Annotated in this window: 14 protein-coding genes; 4 read left to right on the top strand and 10 right to left on the bottom strand. The window is 72.0% G+C overall.

Going from position 1 to position 15,359, the window contains the following annotated elements:
- Window positions 1-5: 5 nt before the first annotated feature.
- Genes HNR19_RS09445 through HNR19_RS09430 form a run of 5 tightly spaced genes read right to left on the bottom strand, consistent with a single transcriptional unit; the run spans window position 6 to window position 4,654 of the window.
- Window positions 6-1,181 carry a lipid-transfer protein gene (locus HNR19_RS09445; RefSeq protein WP_179667682.1) on the bottom strand — a complete coding sequence of 392 codons (1,176 nt, stop codon included), beginning with the start codon at window positions 1,179-1,181 and terminating at the stop codon, window positions 6-8.
- Window positions 1,178-1,567, bottom strand: a complete 390-nt coding sequence (locus HNR19_RS09440; RefSeq protein WP_179667681.1) for a MaoC family dehydratase — start codon at window positions 1,565-1,567, stop codon at window positions 1,178-1,180. Before HNR19_RS09440 ends, HNR19_RS09445 begins: the two co-directional genes overlap by 4 nt.
- Window positions 1,564-1,962: a Zn-ribbon domain-containing OB-fold protein gene (locus tag HNR19_RS22345; protein ID WP_343047124.1), complete on the bottom strand. Its 399-nt coding sequence runs from the start codon at window positions 1,960-1,962 to the stop codon at window positions 1,564-1,566. The genes HNR19_RS09440 and HNR19_RS22345 overlap by 4 nt, the downstream gene beginning before the upstream one ends.
- Window positions 1,959-2,483: an FAS1-like dehydratase domain-containing protein gene (locus HNR19_RS22340; RefSeq protein WP_218910195.1), complete on the bottom strand. Its 525-nt coding sequence runs from the start codon at window positions 2,481-2,483 to the stop codon at window positions 1,959-1,961. The genes HNR19_RS22345 and HNR19_RS22340 overlap by 4 nt, the downstream gene beginning before the upstream one ends.
- Window positions 2,480-4,654, bottom strand: coding sequence for an acyl-CoA dehydrogenase family protein (locus HNR19_RS09430; RefSeq protein ID WP_179667680.1), 2,175 nt, complete (start codon window positions 4,652-4,654; stop codon window positions 2,480-2,482). Before HNR19_RS09430 ends, HNR19_RS22340 begins: the two co-directional genes overlap by 4 nt.
- A gap of 82 nt (window positions 4,655-4,736) precedes the next feature.
- On the opposite strand from HNR19_RS09430, the gene HNR19_RS09425 reads away from it, so the two are divergent.
- Window positions 4,737-5,588: a GTP-binding protein LepA gene (locus tag HNR19_RS09425; RefSeq protein WP_343047123.1), complete on the top strand. Its 852-nt coding sequence runs from the start codon at window positions 4,737-4,739 to the stop codon at window positions 5,586-5,588.
- Between the two features lie 36 nt (window positions 5,589-5,624).
- Entirely contained in the window at window positions 5,625-6,530 is a 906-nt protein-coding gene (locus tag HNR19_RS09420; protein ID WP_179667678.1) for an alpha/beta fold hydrolase, read from the top strand.
- Here HNR19_RS09420 and HNR19_RS09415 read toward each other — a convergent pair.
- Complete coding sequence (locus HNR19_RS09415; RefSeq protein WP_179667677.1) at window positions 6,499-7,926, bottom strand: WS/DGAT/MGAT family O-acyltransferase; 1,428 nt, start codon at window positions 7,924-7,926, stop codon at window positions 6,499-6,501. The two genes, HNR19_RS09420 and HNR19_RS09415, sit on opposite strands and share 32 nt — an antisense overlap.
- 96 nt (window positions 7,927-8,022) lie before the next feature.
- Here HNR19_RS09415 and HNR19_RS09410 point away from each other — a divergent pair, with 96 nt between their 5' ends.
- Window positions 8,023-9,282, top strand: coding sequence for an alpha/beta hydrolase (locus HNR19_RS09410; protein ID WP_179667676.1), 1,260 nt, complete (start codon window positions 8,023-8,025; stop codon window positions 9,280-9,282).
- An 89-nt stretch (window positions 9,283-9,371) separates the two neighbouring features.
- Here HNR19_RS09410 and HNR19_RS09405 read toward each other — a convergent pair whose 3' ends face one another.
- Window positions 9,372-11,360 carry an acyl-CoA dehydrogenase family protein gene (locus tag HNR19_RS09405; protein ID WP_179667675.1) on the bottom strand — a complete coding sequence of 663 codons (1,989 nt, stop codon included), beginning with the start codon at window positions 11,358-11,360 and terminating at the stop codon, window positions 9,372-9,374.
- A 100-nt stretch (window positions 11,361-11,460) separates the two neighbouring features.
- On the opposite strand from HNR19_RS09405, the gene HNR19_RS09400 reads away from it, so the two are divergent.
- Complete coding sequence (locus HNR19_RS09400) at window positions 11,461-12,102, top strand: class I SAM-dependent methyltransferase (protein ID WP_343047122.1); 642 nt, start codon at window positions 11,461-11,463, stop codon at window positions 12,100-12,102.
- On the opposite strand, the gene HNR19_RS09395 is transcribed toward HNR19_RS09400, so the two are convergent.
- Genes HNR19_RS09395 through HNR19_RS09385 form a run of 3 tightly spaced genes read right to left on the bottom strand, consistent with a single transcriptional unit; the run spans window position 12,092 to window position 15,270 of the window.
- On the bottom strand, window positions 12,092-13,252 hold the full coding sequence (locus HNR19_RS09395) for a prenyltransferase/squalene oxidase repeat-containing protein (RefSeq protein WP_179667674.1): 1,161 nt from the start codon (window positions 13,250-13,252) through the stop codon (window positions 12,092-12,094). The genes HNR19_RS09400 and HNR19_RS09395 overlap by 11 nt on opposite strands.
- Window positions 13,245-14,000 (bottom strand): methyltransferase domain-containing protein, encoded by a 756-nt coding sequence (locus HNR19_RS09390; RefSeq protein ID WP_179667673.1) that lies wholly within the window; start codon window positions 13,998-14,000, stop codon window positions 13,245-13,247. The genes HNR19_RS09395 and HNR19_RS09390 overlap by 8 nt, the downstream gene beginning before the upstream one ends.
- Window positions 13,987-15,270: a glycosyltransferase family 4 protein gene (locus HNR19_RS09385; RefSeq protein ID WP_179667672.1), complete on the bottom strand. Its 1,284-nt coding sequence runs from the start codon at window positions 15,268-15,270 to the stop codon at window positions 13,987-13,989. The genes HNR19_RS09390 and HNR19_RS09385 overlap by 14 nt, the downstream gene beginning before the upstream one ends.
- Between the last annotated feature and the right edge of the window lie 89 nt (window positions 15,271-15,359).

Here is a 15,359-nt window from a genome sequence, read left to right as displayed (position 1 = left end):
GCGGCTCAGCCCGCCGCGAGCACCAGCCCGCTGGTCGGCACCCCGGTGCCCGCGGTGACGAGCACGTGGTGGACGTCGTCGACCGGGTTGACCGACGTGCCGCGCACCTGCCGCACGCCCTCGGCGATGCCGTTCATGCCGTGGATGTAGGCCTCGCCCAGCTGCCCACCGTGGGTGTTGATCGGGAGTCGGCCGCCGACCTCGATCGCACCGTCCTTGACGAAGTCCTTCGCCTCGCCCCGGCCGCAAAAGCCCAGCTCCTCCAGCTGCATCAGCACGTACGGCGTGAAGTGGTCGTAGAGGATCGCCATCGGCATGTCCTGCGCGGTGAGCCCGGACTGGCGCCACAGCTCCCGCCCGACCACGCCCATCTCGGGGATGCCGAGGTCGTCGCGGTAGTAGGACGTCATCACGAACTGGTCGCGCCCGCTCCCCTGCGCTGCCGCGGCGACGTACGCCGGCCGCTGCGGGAGGTCGCGTGCCCGCTCGGCGGAGGTGACGACCAGTGCCACGGCGCCGTCGCTCTCCTGGCAGCAGTCGAGCAGGTGGAGCGGGTCGACGATCATCCGCGACGCCTGGTGGTCCTCCAGGGTGATCGGCCTGCCGTGGAAGAACGCGTTGGGGTTGGTCGCGGCGTGTCGCCGGTCGGCGACGGCGACGCGGCCGAAGTCCTCCGACGTGGCGCCGTACTCGTGCATGTAGCGGCGGGCCTGCATGGCGACCGTCGCGGCCGGCGTGCCGAGGCCCATCGGGTAGGTCCACGCGTTGTCGAGCCCGTTGGTGTTGACCTGGGTCGCTGCCGCGACCGAGACCTGCCCGAACCGCGACTCCGACCGCTCGTTGAAGCCGCGGTAGCAGACGACGACGTCGGCCACCCCCGTGGCGACGGCCATCGCTGCCTGCTGCACGGTGGCGCAGGCCGCGCCGCCGCCGTAGTTGATGCGGCTGAAGAACCTCAGCTCCGGGATGCCGAGCTCCCGCGCCACGGCGATCTCCGACGAGGTGTCCATCGTGAACGTGGTCAGCCCGTCGACGTCAGCGGGAGTCAGGCCGCAGTCGGCGAGCGCCGCCCGCACCGCCTCGACGGAGAGCTGGAGCTCGGAGCGGCCGGACTCCTTGGAGAACTCGGTCGCGCCGATGCCGACGATGGCCGCCTTGCCGCTGAGCGAGCGCTCGGTCATGCGACGGCCACCTTCACCGTGCCGGTGACGTGGGCGCCGAGCGAGACCGATCCGGTAACGGCGATCGTCGCGACGCCGTCGGCGACCTCGGTCACCTCGCCCGTGAACGTCAGGGTGTCGTAGGGGTGCGCGGGCGCGCCCAGCCGGATCGCGATGCCCTTAAGCTCGCAGTCGTGGCCGACCCAGTCGGCGACGTACTTCTCGACGAGGCCGTTGCTGGTCAGGATGTTCATGAAGATGTCCTTCGACCCTGCCGCCTGGGCGATGTCGCGGTCGTGGTGCACGTCCTGCCAGTCGCGGGTGGCGATCGCCGTGCTCACGATCGTGGTCGGCGTGAGCGGCAGGCTCCACGCGGGGATGGCCTCGCCGGCCTCGAGCTTCCTCATGAGTCCTCCTCGACCGGCCGCCACACGGGCAGGGTCAGGTCGTCGTCGACCCGGTGCCAGTCGACCCGCAGCCGCCGGCCGATCTCGATCTCCTCGGGCTGCACACCGTGCACCTCGCCGACCATCCGCACGCCCTCGTCGAGGTCGATCAGCGCGATCACGATCGGCAGCTCCTTGCCGGGCACCGGCGGATGGCGGTGGACGACGTAGGAGAACACCTCGCCCTCGCCGGCCGCCACGACGTAGCCCCGGTCGAGCCCGCCGCACTCCGGGCACGCGGGTCCGGGCGGGTGGCGCAGCGCGCCGCAGGCGTTGCAGCTCTGCACCCGCAGCTCGCCCTTCTGGGTGCCCTCCCAGAAGTACGCCGAGTCGCGGTTGACCATCGGCCGGATCACGGGCGCTCCTTCGGGATGAACTTCAGCACCCGGAAGAGCATCGTCGCGACCTTCTCGTCGCCGACGTACCAGGTGTTCCGCGACGTCACGAAGTAGCCGATGCCCATCGCGGTCGCCTTCGGCCCGGCCACGGACTCGAGGGCCGAGGTGACCCGCACGTGCTCGCCGACGCGCAGGTAGCGCTCGTAGGTCTGCTCGCAGTTGGTGCCCAATACCGCCGTGAACCCCTCGGCCGTGAGCACCTCCATCATCCGGCTCAGCGGGTCGTCGTCGGGGCGGCGCCGGCCGAGGCCGGGCATGGTCCACACCTGCGCCATCGACGGCGGCGCCTCGCCGTTGCGGAAGCGCTCGTTGTCGTAGCCCATCGCGTCGAGCCAGGTGCCGATCGTCGGCTGGTTGACGGGGTACGGCGCCATCGACTCCGACGCCTCGCCGAGGGCGCTGATGGCCTCGGCCTCCGCCATGATCCGCTCGTGGACGTCGGCAGGCACGAGGTCCTGCACCTGCTCGGTGGCGCTCATCGTGGCACCCTCGGCAGCCCGAGCCCGAACATCGCGATCAGCTCCCGCTGGACCTCCTGGACGCCACCGCCGAACGTCAGCACCAGGTTGCGCTTGGCCTGCGCGTCGAGGTAGTCGACGAGGTCCTTGGTGCCGGGCTCCCCCGGGTCGCCGTACTTGTGGATCAGCGAGATCAGGTCGGCCAGCAGGTGCTGGACCTGGTCGGAGGCGAACACCTTGGTCGCCGAGGCATCGGCGACCTGCACCTCCCCGGAGGCCGCCTGCCCGGCGACCTGCCAGTTGAGCAGCTCGTTGACGCGGAAGACGGCAGTGGCCTTGCCGAGCAGCTCCGACACCTCGGGCAGGTCGCGCACGCCGGCGCTCTCGGCCCACCGCAGCACGCGGTCGCGCAGGCCCTCGATGCGCCCGGCCGGCCCGAGCATCACGCGCTCGTGGTTGAGCTGCGTGGTGATCAGCCGCCAGCCCTGGTTCTCCTCGCCCACCAGCATGTCGACCGGCACGCGCACGTCGTTGTAGTAGGTCGCGTTGACGTGGTGCGACCCGTCGGCGGTGATGATCGGCGTCCACGAGTAGCCGGGGTCGGTCGTGTCGACGATCAGGATCGAGATGCCCCGGTGCTTCGGGGCGTCGGGGTCGGTGCGGCAGGCCAGCCAGATGTAGTCGGCCTGGTGGCCGCCCGTGGTCCAGAGCTTCTGCCCGTTGACGACGTAGTGGTCACCGTAGCGGCGGGCGGTGGTGCGCAGCGACGCGAGATCGGTGCCCGCGTCGGGCTCGCTGTAGCCGATCGCGAAGTGCACGTCGCCGGCGAGGATCCGCGGGAGGAACATCTCCTTCTGCTTCTCCGTGCCGTAGCGGATCAGCGTCGGGCCGACCGTCTGCAGCGTCACCGCCGGCAGGTGCACGTCGGCGTACTGCGCCTCGTTGGCGAAGATCGTCTGCTCCACCTCGCCGAGGCCGTGGCCGCCGTACTCCTTCGGCCAGCCGACGCCCATCCAGCCGTCGGCGCCGAGCTGCTTGATGAGCTTCTGGTAGCTCGGGCCGTGGCGGTCCCACGCGCCCTCGACCGGGTCGGGGTCGTTGAGGTGCCCGAAGTCGGCGGCGAGACCGGCGAAGTAGCGCCGCAGCTCGCCCTTCAGCTCGCGCTGCGCCTCGGTGAGCTCGAGGTTCTTGGCGTCGGCAGCCTCGACCGGCACCTCGGCGCCGGCGGTGTCGAGCGCGTGCGCCAGGTCGGTGCCCCACGTCGTGTAGCCGACGAGCGGGTAGGTCACGTCGACGCCCATGCCACCGTGCAGGTGGTGACAGGTGCGGAACGCGTACGGCGCCACGCGGCTCACCCAGTAGGAGGCGACCGCGAGGTCGTCGGCCGCCGGGAGTCCCTGGGCGACCCGCCAGACCGCGTTGTCGGCGGCGAGGTCGAGCGTGCGCGAGGCGACGTAGACGTCGGCCATCTGGAGAGAGACCGCCTGGAACTCCGCCAGCGAGCGACCGAACTGCTGCCGTCCCTTCACGTAGTCGGCGGTCAGGTCCCGCGCTCCGGCGAGTACGCCGGCCGCAGTCGCCACCAGGCCGGCGCGCGCCACGTCGTGGAGGTACGGCGCCGCACCCTCGCCGAGGAGCTCGGCGGGCGCGCCGTCGAGGATGACCGTGTGCTGCGCGACGTCGCTGGAGGCGCTGGCCGGGAGCAGGGTCACGCCGGGACCGCGCGGGTCGACGAGGGCGACCACCTCGCGCTCGCCAACACGCGCCGTCACGAGCAGCCGGCCGGCCTCGTCGGCGTAGGTCACGCCGACCTTGCGGCCGGAGACGGTGCCGCCGTCGTACGTCGTGGCCACGCCGTGGGCGTCGCGGAGCGCCGGCGTCACCACCACCTCTCCAGCAGCGATGCCGGGGAGCAGCCCCGAGCGCTGGTCGTCGGAGCCGTGAGCAGTGAGCGCGAGCGCGCCGCAGCACAGCGTCTCCCAGACGGGCACCCGCACGGCCGCCCGCCCGGCCTCGCGGAGCAGCACCGCGACCTCGGGCAGGCCGAGGGCGTCACCCCCGTGCATCTCGGGCACCGGGAGCGCGGTCAGGCCGGCCGCCGCCCAGGCGGACCACTCCGCTGCGCGGCCGTCCTCGCGGCTGACGAGGTCGGTCACGACCTCCCGCACGGCAACGATCGACTCAGTGTCCACGAGCAGAACTGTAACGTGTTCTAGTCTGCCGTGGGCAACCCATCCGCCCCGCGGCTACGGATCACCCGTCATGATTCGTGTCGTGGATCCCCGGCTCAAGGCGCACGTCGACCGGCTCGCGGCCGAGCACCCGCCCCTCCGCCTCGACGACGTCGACTTCACGGTGCGCGACCCTGCCGGCTTCGAGCGCCGGTTCGGGCACGTGCTCGACTACATGGCCCGCGTCGAGCTCGAGGTCGACCGCAACGTCCTCGAGCTCACCACCATGCTGCCGGACCCGCCGGAGATCGACCGCTACTTCTACGCCGACGTGTGGCAGCCGCAGGAGATCCAGCACGGCCGGATCCTCGACCGGCTCCAGGTGGAGCTCGGGCGCGCGCCCGCGACGGCCGACGTCGACACGGTGAGCGCGAAGCTGCGGATCCTCGGCGCGCTCGCGCATCTCGACGCGTTCCAGGACGTCTGCCGGATGCTCTACTACCTGACCGGCATGGCGACCGAGCGGTCGGCCGTGCTGGCCTACAACCTGCTCCACGAGGGCACCCTCGAAGCCGGCGAGCAGGCCATCGCGCACACCGTGGTCGGGCCGATCAAGCGGCAGGAGCCCGGCCACTACGCGTTCTACCAGCTCTCGGCCCGCGGGCTCTGGCCCCGGCTCGCCGCGTGGCAGCGGTGGTTGGTCCGCCGGATGCGGACGATCTCGTTCGGGCCCGTGGGCACGAACAACAAGGAGCAGCGGGCCGACTTCGGCGACGTGATGCGCACGCTGGGGATCGCCGGGCGCGAGGACGACTTCGCCGGGCAGGCGGTCCGCGTCGAGCGCGAGCTCCTCTGGGGCCACCGACAGGGGCTGGCGGTGCCGCCGTACGTGCTGCGCGCCTTCCGGGAGGCGGTCGAGCTGTCCGTCGCCCGCGAACGCGCCGCGGCCGCCTGACGGGCGCCGCTTGGAACGTGTTCTAGTGTGGCGCCCATGGGGGTGCTCCCGCTGGACGGCGTCCGGGACCGGATCGGCGTCCCCGACGTGGCGATCCCCGTCGGACGCGTGGTGGAGCTGCCCGGACGCGGCGGTTCGACGTACGTCACGGACACGCCGGGACCCAGCCCCGACTCCCCCACCGTCGTGCTGCTGCACGCGCTGGGCTGCACCGGCCTGCTCACGTGGTTCCCCGTCATCGAGCCGCTCTCGGAGCGGTTCCGGGTGGTGACGCTCGACCAGCGCTGGCACGGCCGCGGCATCCGGGGCGAGGAGTTCTCGCTCGTCGACTGCGCCGACGACGTGGCCGCCCTGGTCGACCTGCTCGGCCTCGACGACGTGATCGTCGCGGGCTACTCGATGGGGTCGATCGTGGCCCAGCGGGCGTGGCGCCAGCACCCCGGGCTCGTCCAGGGGCTGGTGCTCGCCGCCACGACGGACCGGTTCCAGCGGGCGCCGTACGAGCACGTGTTCTTCACCGGGATGGGCGCGGCGATGCTCGCCTCCCGGGGGATCGCGCGCTCCCGCACCGCCGTCGCCGCGGCCCGCGCGGCCGCGGACGCGGCCGACGTCGCCAACGAGGACGTGCACGCCTGGGCGCTCAACGAGTTCCGCTCGACCAGCCCGTGGGCGGTCGGCCAGGCGCTCGCCGCGCTCGGACGCCACCACTCGAGGCCCTGGCTGGGCCGGATCGACGTGCCGACGGCGGTGGTCGTGATGTGCAAGGACAAGGTGATCCCGACGGCCCGGCAGTACGAGATCGCGCGGGCCATCCCGGGCGCCACGATCCACGAGGTCGACGACGGGCACGCCGGATGCGTGCTGGGCCACGAGAGGTTCGTGCCGGCCTTCCTGGAGGCCGTGCGCACCGTCAACGCGCGCCGGCGCGACTTCCGCCGCTGACCGCCTTCCGGAGACGCTCCAGCTCGGCCGGGAAGTGCCGGGCCAGCGCGTCGGCGTCCGGCATGGACTCGCGGCACGCGATCACCCCGACGTGGACCTCGCCCGCGTTGGACATGACCGTGATGTTGAGGCCGGCGCCGTGGAACACGGGGCCGAGGGGGTAGAGCGCCGCGATCCGGGCGCCCATGAAGTAGAGCGGCACCGGCGGGCCGGGCACGTTGGAGATCACCAGGTTGTGGACGACGGGGTGCTTCTCCGCCAGGCGCAGGTTGGCGTAGGTGCGCACCGCGAGGCCGAACGTCCGCGGCGCCGCGAACTCCGCCCAGTCCTGGAGGGCGTCGGCGCTGATCGCGTTGTGGTGGTCCTTGGCGTTCCGGTTGCGCTCGGCGAGCTTGCCGAGCCGCTCGAGCGGGTCGTCGAGGTCGGTGCCGAGCTTGGTGAAGAGCGCGGAGACCTTGTTGGCGCCGCTCTCGCGCCGCGACGAGCCGCGCACGCTCACCGGCACCGTCGCGAGCAGGGACGACGACGGCAGCTCGCCGCGCTCGTCGAGGTAGGCGCGCAGCGCGCCTCCGGCGATGGTCAGCACGACGTCGTTGACCGTGGTGCCCGTCGCCTTCTTGATCTCGCGGATCTCGTCGAGCGACATGTCCGAGAGCGCGATCCGGCGGTGCGCGGTGATCGTCCCGTTGAACGACGTCCGCGGAGCCGAGAACGGCGCCGCCATCGCGGTGCCCTCGCGGGCGCGCTCGATGGTCTTGGTGACGAGCTGGACCGACGGCCTGATCACCTTCGCCAGGGTGACCGGCAGCGCGGCGGTGCCGAGGACCGCCCGGCCCAGGAGCTCGCGCTTGCCCGGGTCGCGCGGGTGCCGCAGCGGCTCGCCGTCACCGATCGGCTCCGCGTCGGGCTCCAGCGCGCACAGGTGCGAGATCAGGTTGGCGCCGGAGACGCCGTCGACCGTGGCGTGGTGCATCTTCGCGAAGACCACCACCCGCTCGTCCTCCTCGTCGTCGGGCCGGTAGCCCTCGATCACCCACATCTCCCACAGCGGGCGCGAGCGGTCGAGCGGCTGTGCCGCCAGGTGGCTGCAGAGGTCGACCAGCTCGCGGTAGCCGCCCGGCGACGGCAGCGCCAGGCGGTGCACGTGGCGCTCGATGTCGAAGTTCTTGTCGCGCACCCAGACCGGGTGGTCGAGACCGAGCGGCACGCCGCGGATCTTGCGGGTGAACGCGGGCACGTCGCAGACCCGGCGCTCGATCTCGTCCTGCAGGTGGTCGAACGAGTACGGCGCCGTCATCGTCGCCGGATCGAGCACCATCACCGCGCACACGTGCATCAGCTGCGCCGGCGTCTCCAGGTAGAGGAAGCTCGCGTCGAGCCCTGACAGCCGGTCCATGTCAACAAACTCCTCGGTGGTTGAGGTGCGAGCGAAGCGAGCCTCGAAACCGGAACAGGTTCCAGTATCGCGCAACGATCTGGCTAGGCTCAGGTCATGGGTTTCGTACGCCGACAGGCGGTGACCGCGGCGCTCACCGCCAACGCGATCCGGCCGCTCCCGGGCTTCCGCACCGGCATCCCGGCGTTCTTCGCGGGCTGGATCACCGGTGAGCTGGCGCCGCACGTGCTCGCGGTGACCGCGGGCGACACCGCGGTGCACCTGGCCCGCGGCCGGCGCGACCGGCTCGGCCTCGCGCTCGCCGGCGCGAGCGCGCTCGGCCTCGGCTACCTGATCACCCAGAGCCGGACCGCCGTCCACGACGCCGAGGAGGCGCTCGTCGAGGGGCTCGGCGTCGACTATGTCGAGCAGCTCGACGCCAAGCCCACCCCGGCCGACCTCAAGACCGAGTGGCGGCGGCTGGTGAACCCGTTCGCGTTCGGCCGCGCCGCGTCGAAGGCCGGCGTCGAGGTGCAGCGCAACATCCCGTTCGCCCCCTACGGCAAGCGCGGCATGCTCGACATCTACACCTCGGCCGACACCCCCGAGTCCGGAGCCCCCGTCCTGCTCCAGGTCCACGGCGGCGCCTGGGTGATCGGCACGAAGGAGCAGCAGGGCCTCCCGCTGATGCAGCAGATGGCCGCCAAGGGCTGGGTGTGCGTCGCGATCAACTACCGCCTCGCCCCGCGCGACCGGTGGCCGGCGCAGATCGAGGACGTGAAGCGTGCGATCGCGTGGATCAAGGACAACATCGCCGACTACGGCGGCGACCCCGACTACGTGGCCATCACCGGCGGCTCCGCCGGCGGGCATCTCACCGCGCTGGCTGCGCTGACCCCCAACGACCCGGCCTTCCAGCCCGGTTTCGAGGGCGCCGACACGTCCGTCCAGGCCGCGGTGCCGCACTACGGCGTCTACGACTGGACCGGCGACGACGGCAACCGCAACGTCGCGCTGATGCGCGACAGGTTCCTCGCACCACGCGTCGTGCAGGCGCCGTACGACGCCGCGCGCGAGGTCTACGAGAACGCCTCGCCCCTGCAGCGCGTGACCTCGGACGCCCCCGACTTCTTCGTCATCCACGGCTCGCACGACACCCTCGTCGGCGTGCACCAGGCGCGGGAGCTCGTGCGCCGGCTGCGCGAGACGTCGAAGCGGACCGTCGTCTATGCCGAGCTCCCCGGCGCGCAGCACGCGTTCGACGTGTTCCCCTCGATCCGCTCCCAGCACGTCGTCAAGGCGATCGACCGCTACCTGCACTGGCACTGGAACTGCTGGCGCAGGGAGCACGCCGAGTCGGCAGAAACTGGCGCCTGAAACGGCTCGAGTCGGCAGAAGTTCGCATGTCTGGTGCGAACTTCTGCCGACTCGGCGCCCCCAGCGCGCCAACTTCTGCCGACTCGCGCTCAACGGGGCAGGCCGAGGATCCGTTCTCCCGCGACGTTGCGGAGGATCTGCGTCGTACCGCCCGCGATCGACAGGCAGCGGGTGTTGAGCATCTCCCAGGCGTCGGCGGACAGGGCCCTGTCGCCGTCGGCTCGGGCCACGCCGCCGACCACCGCGAGCTCGTCGCCCTGGAGGGCGACCACCAGCTCCGAGGAGTCCTGACGGCTGCGGACGCCGAGCAGCTTGGCCACGCTCGACTCCGGCCCGGGCCCGTGACCACCGATCGCCCGCAGCGTGGTGCGCACGCCGAGCAGCCCGCACACGGTCGCGAGCGCGACCGCGTGGCCGACCTTCACCCGCTGCACCGGCCCCAGGTCGCGGCTCGCCGCGAGCTCGACGGCGCGCTCGACGCTCTTGCCGAGCCGCGCGCTGGCCATCGCGACGCGCTCGTTGGCGAGCGTGGTGCGCGCCAACCGCCAGCCGTCGCCCGGCTCGGCGACGACGCACTCGTCGGGCACGAAGACGTCGTCGAGGAACACCTCGTTGAACAGCGCCTCGCCGGTGATCTCGCGCAACGGCCGCACCTCGATCCCGGCGGTGCGCATGTCGACGAGGAAGTAGGTGATGCCCTTGTGCTGCGGCACGTCGGCGTCGGTGCGCGCCAGGCAGATGCCCCAGTCGGCACGCTCGGCGACGGAGGTCCACACCTTCTGGCCGGTGAGCCTCCAGCCGCCGTCGACCTTGACGGCCCTGGTGCGCAGCGACGCGAGGTCGGAGCCCGAGCCGGGCTCGGAGAACAGCTGGCACCACACCAGCTCGCCGAGCAGCGAGGGTCGCACGAACCGCTCCCGCTGCTCGTCGGTGCCGTGCTGGAGGATCGTCGGCACCGCCCACCCGGCGATCACCAGGTCGGGCCGGGTGACGCCGGCACGGGCCAGCTCCTGGTCGATGACGACCTGGGTGACCGGGTCGGCGCCGAGACCGTACGGCGCCGGCCAGTGCGGAGTCAGGTAGCCGGTGTCGGTGAGCGCTGCCCGCTGCTCCGCTGCCGGCAGCGCGGCGATCCGCTCCACCTCGGCCCGGATGCCGGGTCGCAGCGGCTCGTCGAGCCCGCCGAGGTCGACGTCCACGCGGCGCCGTACGCCCTGCACGGCGGCGGCCGTGACCCGCTCCGCCGCCACGTCGGCGGACCCGACGAGCGACCGCAGCGAGAGCGCGCGCCGGTAGTAGAGGTGGGCGTCGTGCTCGTAGGTGAAGCCGATGCCGCCGAGCACCTGGATGCAACCCTTGGCGACCTCGACGGCGCCGTCGAAGCAGGTCGCCTGCGCGACGTCGACAGCGAACGCCCACTGCTCCTCGTCGCCGGTGTCGTGCGCCGCGGAGGCGTCCCACGCGGCGGCGTTGATCGCCTCGGCGGTCTCGAGCATCTGCGCGCACAGGTGCTTGACCGCCTGGAAGGCGCCGATCTTCTGGCCGAACTGCTCGCGGGTCTTCGCGTACTCCACCGCGGTGTCGAGGCACCAGCGGGCGACGCCCGAGGCCTCGGCCGCGGCGAGGGTGACCGCGATCCGCCGGGTCCTGTCGTCGGCCTCGACCACCTCCGCGGACCCCGGCGCGCCCGCGCCGTGCCGCGCGCTCAGGTCGATGCCGAGCGCCCCGCCGCCGTCCCACACGACGCCGTCGGGGTGCACCCGGACGCCGTACCGCCCCGGCGTGCCGGTGGCCAGCGCTCCGACGGCCGCCCCGAGCAGGCCACCGGGCACCAGCTCGTAGGCGCAGGCCTCGAGCGCGACGGCCTGGTCGAGCAGCGTGCCACCGCCACCGCCTGCCCCCTCCGGCAGGGCGATCGCCGCGACGCCCATCTCCTCGACGGCACCCCACAGGTCGTCGAAGCGGGCGTCGGCGTCACCCTCGGCCGCGCGCACGGCGTCGATCGGGCCCAGGCTGGCCGCCCACTTGCGCAGGCTGGCAGCCAGCTCGACCTGCTCGTCGGTGATGGCGATCGACATACGGCTCCTCTTCGGTGGTCGAGTAGCCGACGCGCCCTGGGCGCGGCGGCGTATCGAGACCAGGAAACTAGAACAGGTTTCAGTTTACTAGAATGCCGCGGTGCCGAACACCATGCCCGCCGACCTGCTCGAGCACGCGACCAACGCCAAGGGCTTCATGCCTGCCGACGAGGGCGAGCTGCTGTACCGGATCGCCCTCGAGCGGCTGCCCCACGGGCCCGCCCTGGAGGTCGGCACCTACTGCGGCAAGTCGGCCATCTACCTCGGCGCCGCCGCCCGCGAGCTGGGCACGGGGACGGTCTTCACCGTCGACCACCACCGCGGCTCGGAGGAGAACCAGGCGGGGTGGGAGCACCACGACCCGTCCGTGGTCGACCAGGAGCTCGGCCTGATGGACACCCTCGGTCAGTTCCGCAAGAACATCGCGCGGGCCGGCCTCGAGGACCAGGTGGTCGCGGTCGTCGGCCAGTCGGCCACGGTCGCCGCGCACTGGCAGGCGCCGCTGAGCCTGCTCTTCATCGACGGCGGCCACGGCGAGGAGCCGGCACGCATCGACTACGAGTCCTGGACGCCGAAGGTGATGGCGGGCGGCTACCTCGCCATCCACGACGTGTTCCCCGACCCGGCCGACGGCGGGCGGCCGCCGTACGAGCAGATCTACCTGCCCGCGCTCGACAGCGGCGACTTCGCCGAGGTCGCCGCCGTCGGCTCGCTGCGGGTGCTGCGCCGCGTCAGCGGCTGACGCGCTCGCTCGACGAGCAGTCGCACTCGAGCGCGATCTCGTCGAAGTGCGGCGCGAGCGACGTGCCGCGCATGATGCCCGAGCCCGGCGTGCCGTGGCCGTAGGTCTCCCCCAGCGCGTCGACGGCCAGGATCACGGCGGCGGCCGTGTAGGTCGTGTGCTCGTCGGGCCAGTAGACGTTGCGCGGCTCCGCCCCGCTCGGGCCGTAGACGACCTCGTCGGAGGCACGGGTCTCGCCGTAGACCCAGCCGGTCCAGTACTTGCCGTCCTCGCCCCGCAGGTGCTGCATGTCGCGCACCAGCGTGAGGGCGCGCTGCGGCTCCCCCATCGCGTCGAGCGCCATCGCGAGCTCGCAGGTCTCGGCACCGGTCACCCAGGGGTTCGTGTCGACGCACTGGATGCCGAGGCCCGGCACGACGAAGTCGTCCCAGCGCGACTCGATCATCGCGCGCGCCGCGTCACCTCGTACGGCGCCGCCGAGCACCGGGTAGTACCAGTCCATCGAGAACGTCGACTTGTCCGCAAACCGGTCGGCGTGGGCGCGGATCGCGTGGCCCAGCCGGCCGCCCGCGAGCTCCCACTCCGGCTGCGGGTCGTCCATCAGCTCGGCGAGCGCGACGCCGGCACGCAGCGAGTGGTAGATCGAGGAGTTGCCGGTGAGCAGGCAGAAGTCGTCGACCGGCGTCCAGCGGATGCCACCGAAGTCCTCCTGCAGGGACACCACCCAGTCGAGCGCGGCCCGCACCGACGGCCAGTAGCGCTCCACGAAGCGCACGTCGCGCCGGACGAGCCAGTGGTGCCACAGGCCGACGGCGAAGTAGGCCGACATGTTGACCTCGCCGCGCTCGTCCTCGACCTCGCCGCCGACGATCTTCATCGGCAGCGAGCCGTCGGGCCGCTGCATCGTCGTGATCCACGCGTAGGCGCGCTCAGCGGCGGACACCTGGCCGCCGACGAGCATCGCCATCGCGGCCTCGACGTGGTTCCAGACGTCGCAGTGCTCGCCGGTCGTCCACGGGATCGCGCCGCACGGCTCCTGCATCGCGGCGATGGAGGCCGCGGTCTCCGCGACGTCCTCGGCGGTCAGCAGCCCCTCGACGAACGGGATCCGTGCCAGCGGCACCTCCGGCCCTGCGGTCGGGTCAGTCATTGCTCTCCACGGGCTTGCGGAAGTAGAGCACCATGCTCTTGCCGATCAGCGGGTCGAGCACCTTGCCGGCCAGCTTCAGCGCCGTGGGCTGCTTCATGATCTCCCAGACCAGGAGCTGGTGGTACGCCTTCGCCAGCGGGTGGTCGTCGTTCTCGACGCCGACCGCGCACTTGATCCACCAGTACGGCGAGTGCAGCCCGTGGGCGTAGTCCTTGCCCTCGAAGATCATCGCGTCACCGGGGGTGCCGTCGTTGGGGCGGCCGGCCTTGGTGACCTTGTCGACCAGCTCGTGATCGGTGTAGATCCGGATGTGGCCACCCGTCGCGTTGTGGTAGTCGGCCGAGAGCTTCCAGTTGACGACCTCGGGCAGCCAGCGCGGCACCGAGATCGCCAGCGTGCCGCCGGGGCGCAGCACGCGGACCAGCTCGCGGATCGCCGCGACGTCCTCCCAGATGTGCTCGAGCACCTCGGCGGCGACGATCCGGTCGAACTCGCCGTCGGCGAAGGGCAGCGCCAGCGCGTCGCCCTGCTTGACGTCGGCCTCGGCGCCCTCCGGCACCTCGCCGGCCTCCTTCATCGCGACGAAGAGGTTGCGGACGTTCTCGAGCTCCTCGGCGTCCCTGTCGAACGCGATCACGTCGGCGCCGCGGCGGTACATCTCGAAGCTGTGGCGGCCGGCGCCGGCGCCCATGTCGAGCACGCGGTCACCGGGCAGCAGGCCCAGCCGATCGAAGTCAACGGTCAGCACGGCGTTCCTCCTGATAATCGACGATCACGTCCTCGAGCACCTCGGCCGTCCGCGCGGCGACCGCGCTCCAGCTGAAGAGCTCCTTCACGCGAGCACGGCCGGCGGCACCGAGCCGCGCGCGGCGCTCGGGGTCGTCGAGCAGGGCCGCCACGGCGGTGGCGATCGCACCCACGTCACCGGGCTCGACGACGTCGGCGCAGAGGCCGTCGGGACCGACGACCTCAGGGATCGCTCCGGCCCGGGAGACGACGAGCGGCGTCTCGCAGGCCATCAGCTCGGCGGTCGGGAGCGAGAAGCCCTCGTAGAGCGACGGCACGCAGGCGAGCTCGGCGGAGCCCATCAGCGCCACGAGCTCGTCGTCGGTCAGGCCGTTGGCGAACCGCACCGAGCCCTTGATGCCCAGCCGGTCGATCAGCTTCTCGGTGACGCCACCCTCCTTGGGCTTGGTCACCAGCACCAGCTCGAGGTCGCGCTCGGTGCGCAGCTTGGCGAACGCCTCGAGGAGGATGTGGATGCCCTTGAGCGGGGCGTCCGCGCTCGCCATGGCGAGGATCCGACCGGGCACCCGCGGCTCGGTGGGCGGGTGGAACCGGTCGTCGACACCGAGCAGGATCGTCTCGACCCGGTCGACGTCGACCCCGAACTCCCGCACGACGTCGCGCTTCGACGACTCGGACGGCGTGATCACGCGCCGCAGGCGGGGCGCGGTGCGCTTCTGCTGGCCGAGGAAGGAGTACCAGCGCCAGACGCCGGCCTTCGGCAGCTCGAGGTGCCAGCGGGAGCCCGACTTCCGGCGGATCCACGGCGCGGTCTGGAGCTCGATCGCGCGGTCCATCGTGATCGGGTGGTGGATGGTGGCCGCGAGCGGCAGGCCGAAGTCCTCGACCTCGAGCAGCGGCAGCGCGAGGGTCTGGTTGTCGAAGACGATGTCGAACTCGTCGCGTCGCTCGCGCAGCGTCTTCACGACCCGCTTGCTGAACGTCAGCGGCTCCGGGAAGGCGCCGCTGCGCATCAGCGCCCACTCCTGGAGGTCGACCAGGTCGCGGAACTCCCGTGGGTGCGGGTTCCGGAACTCGTCACCGGGGCGGTAGAGGTCGAGGCTCGGCACCTTGGTGAGGGTGACGCCCTCGTCGAGCTCGGGATACGGCTGGCCGGAGAACACCTCCACCGTGTGGCCGAGCGCGACGAGCTCGCGGGTGAGCCGACGGATGTAGATACCCTGACCACCGACGTGGGGCTTGCTCCGATAGGACAGCATCGCGATCCGCATGCTCGGCCTCTCACTTCTCACTCGGGCGCGCGCCCGAACGGGCCGACACGAACTGGAACGTGTTTCTATCACGCGCTACCACTCGGTAG

It is taken from the genome of Nocardioides thalensis (genome assembly GCF_013410655.1).
Classification (GTDB): Bacteria; Actinomycetota; Actinomycetes; order Propionibacteriales; family Nocardioidaceae; genus Nocardioides; species Nocardioides thalensis.
This window is presented reverse-complemented; position numbering and strand designations above follow the sequence as displayed.

What these genes read in the sequence shown, in the direction of transcription:
- HNR19_RS09445 (WP_179667682.1), bottom strand. Translation starts at nt 1,181, where the DNA reads ATGACCGAGCGCTCGCTCAGCGGCAAGGCGGCCATCGTCGGCATCGGC.
- HNR19_RS09385 (WP_179667672.1), bottom strand. Translation starts at nt 15,270, where the DNA reads ATGCGGATCGCGATGCTGTCCTATCGGAGCAAGCCCCACGTCGGTGGT.
- HNR19_RS09405 (WP_179667675.1), bottom strand. Translation starts at nt 11,360, where the DNA reads ATGTCGATCGCCATCACCGACGAGCAGGTCGAGCTGGCTGCCAGCCTG.
- HNR19_RS09440 (WP_179667681.1), bottom strand. Translation starts at nt 1,567, where the DNA reads ATGAGGAAGCTCGAGGCCGGCGAGGCCATCCCCGCGTGGAGCCTGCCG.
- HNR19_RS09415 (WP_179667677.1), bottom strand. Translation starts at nt 7,926, where the DNA reads ATGGACCGGCTGTCAGGGCTCGACGCGAGCTTCCTCTACCTGGAGACG.
- HNR19_RS09420 (WP_179667678.1), top strand. Translation starts at nt 5,625, where the DNA reads ATGGGGGTGCTCCCGCTGGACGGCGTCCGGGACCGGATCGGCGTCCCC.
- HNR19_RS09395 (WP_179667674.1), bottom strand. Translation starts at nt 13,252, where the DNA reads ATGACTGACCCGACCGCAGGGCCGGAGGTGCCGCTGGCACGGATCCCG.
- HNR19_RS22340 (WP_218910195.1), bottom strand. Translation starts at nt 2,483, where the DNA reads ATGAGCGCCACCGAGCAGGTGCAGGACCTCGTGCCTGCCGACGTCCAC.
- HNR19_RS09410 (WP_179667676.1), top strand. Translation starts at nt 8,023, where the DNA reads ATGGGTTTCGTACGCCGACAGGCGGTGACCGCGGCGCTCACCGCCAAC.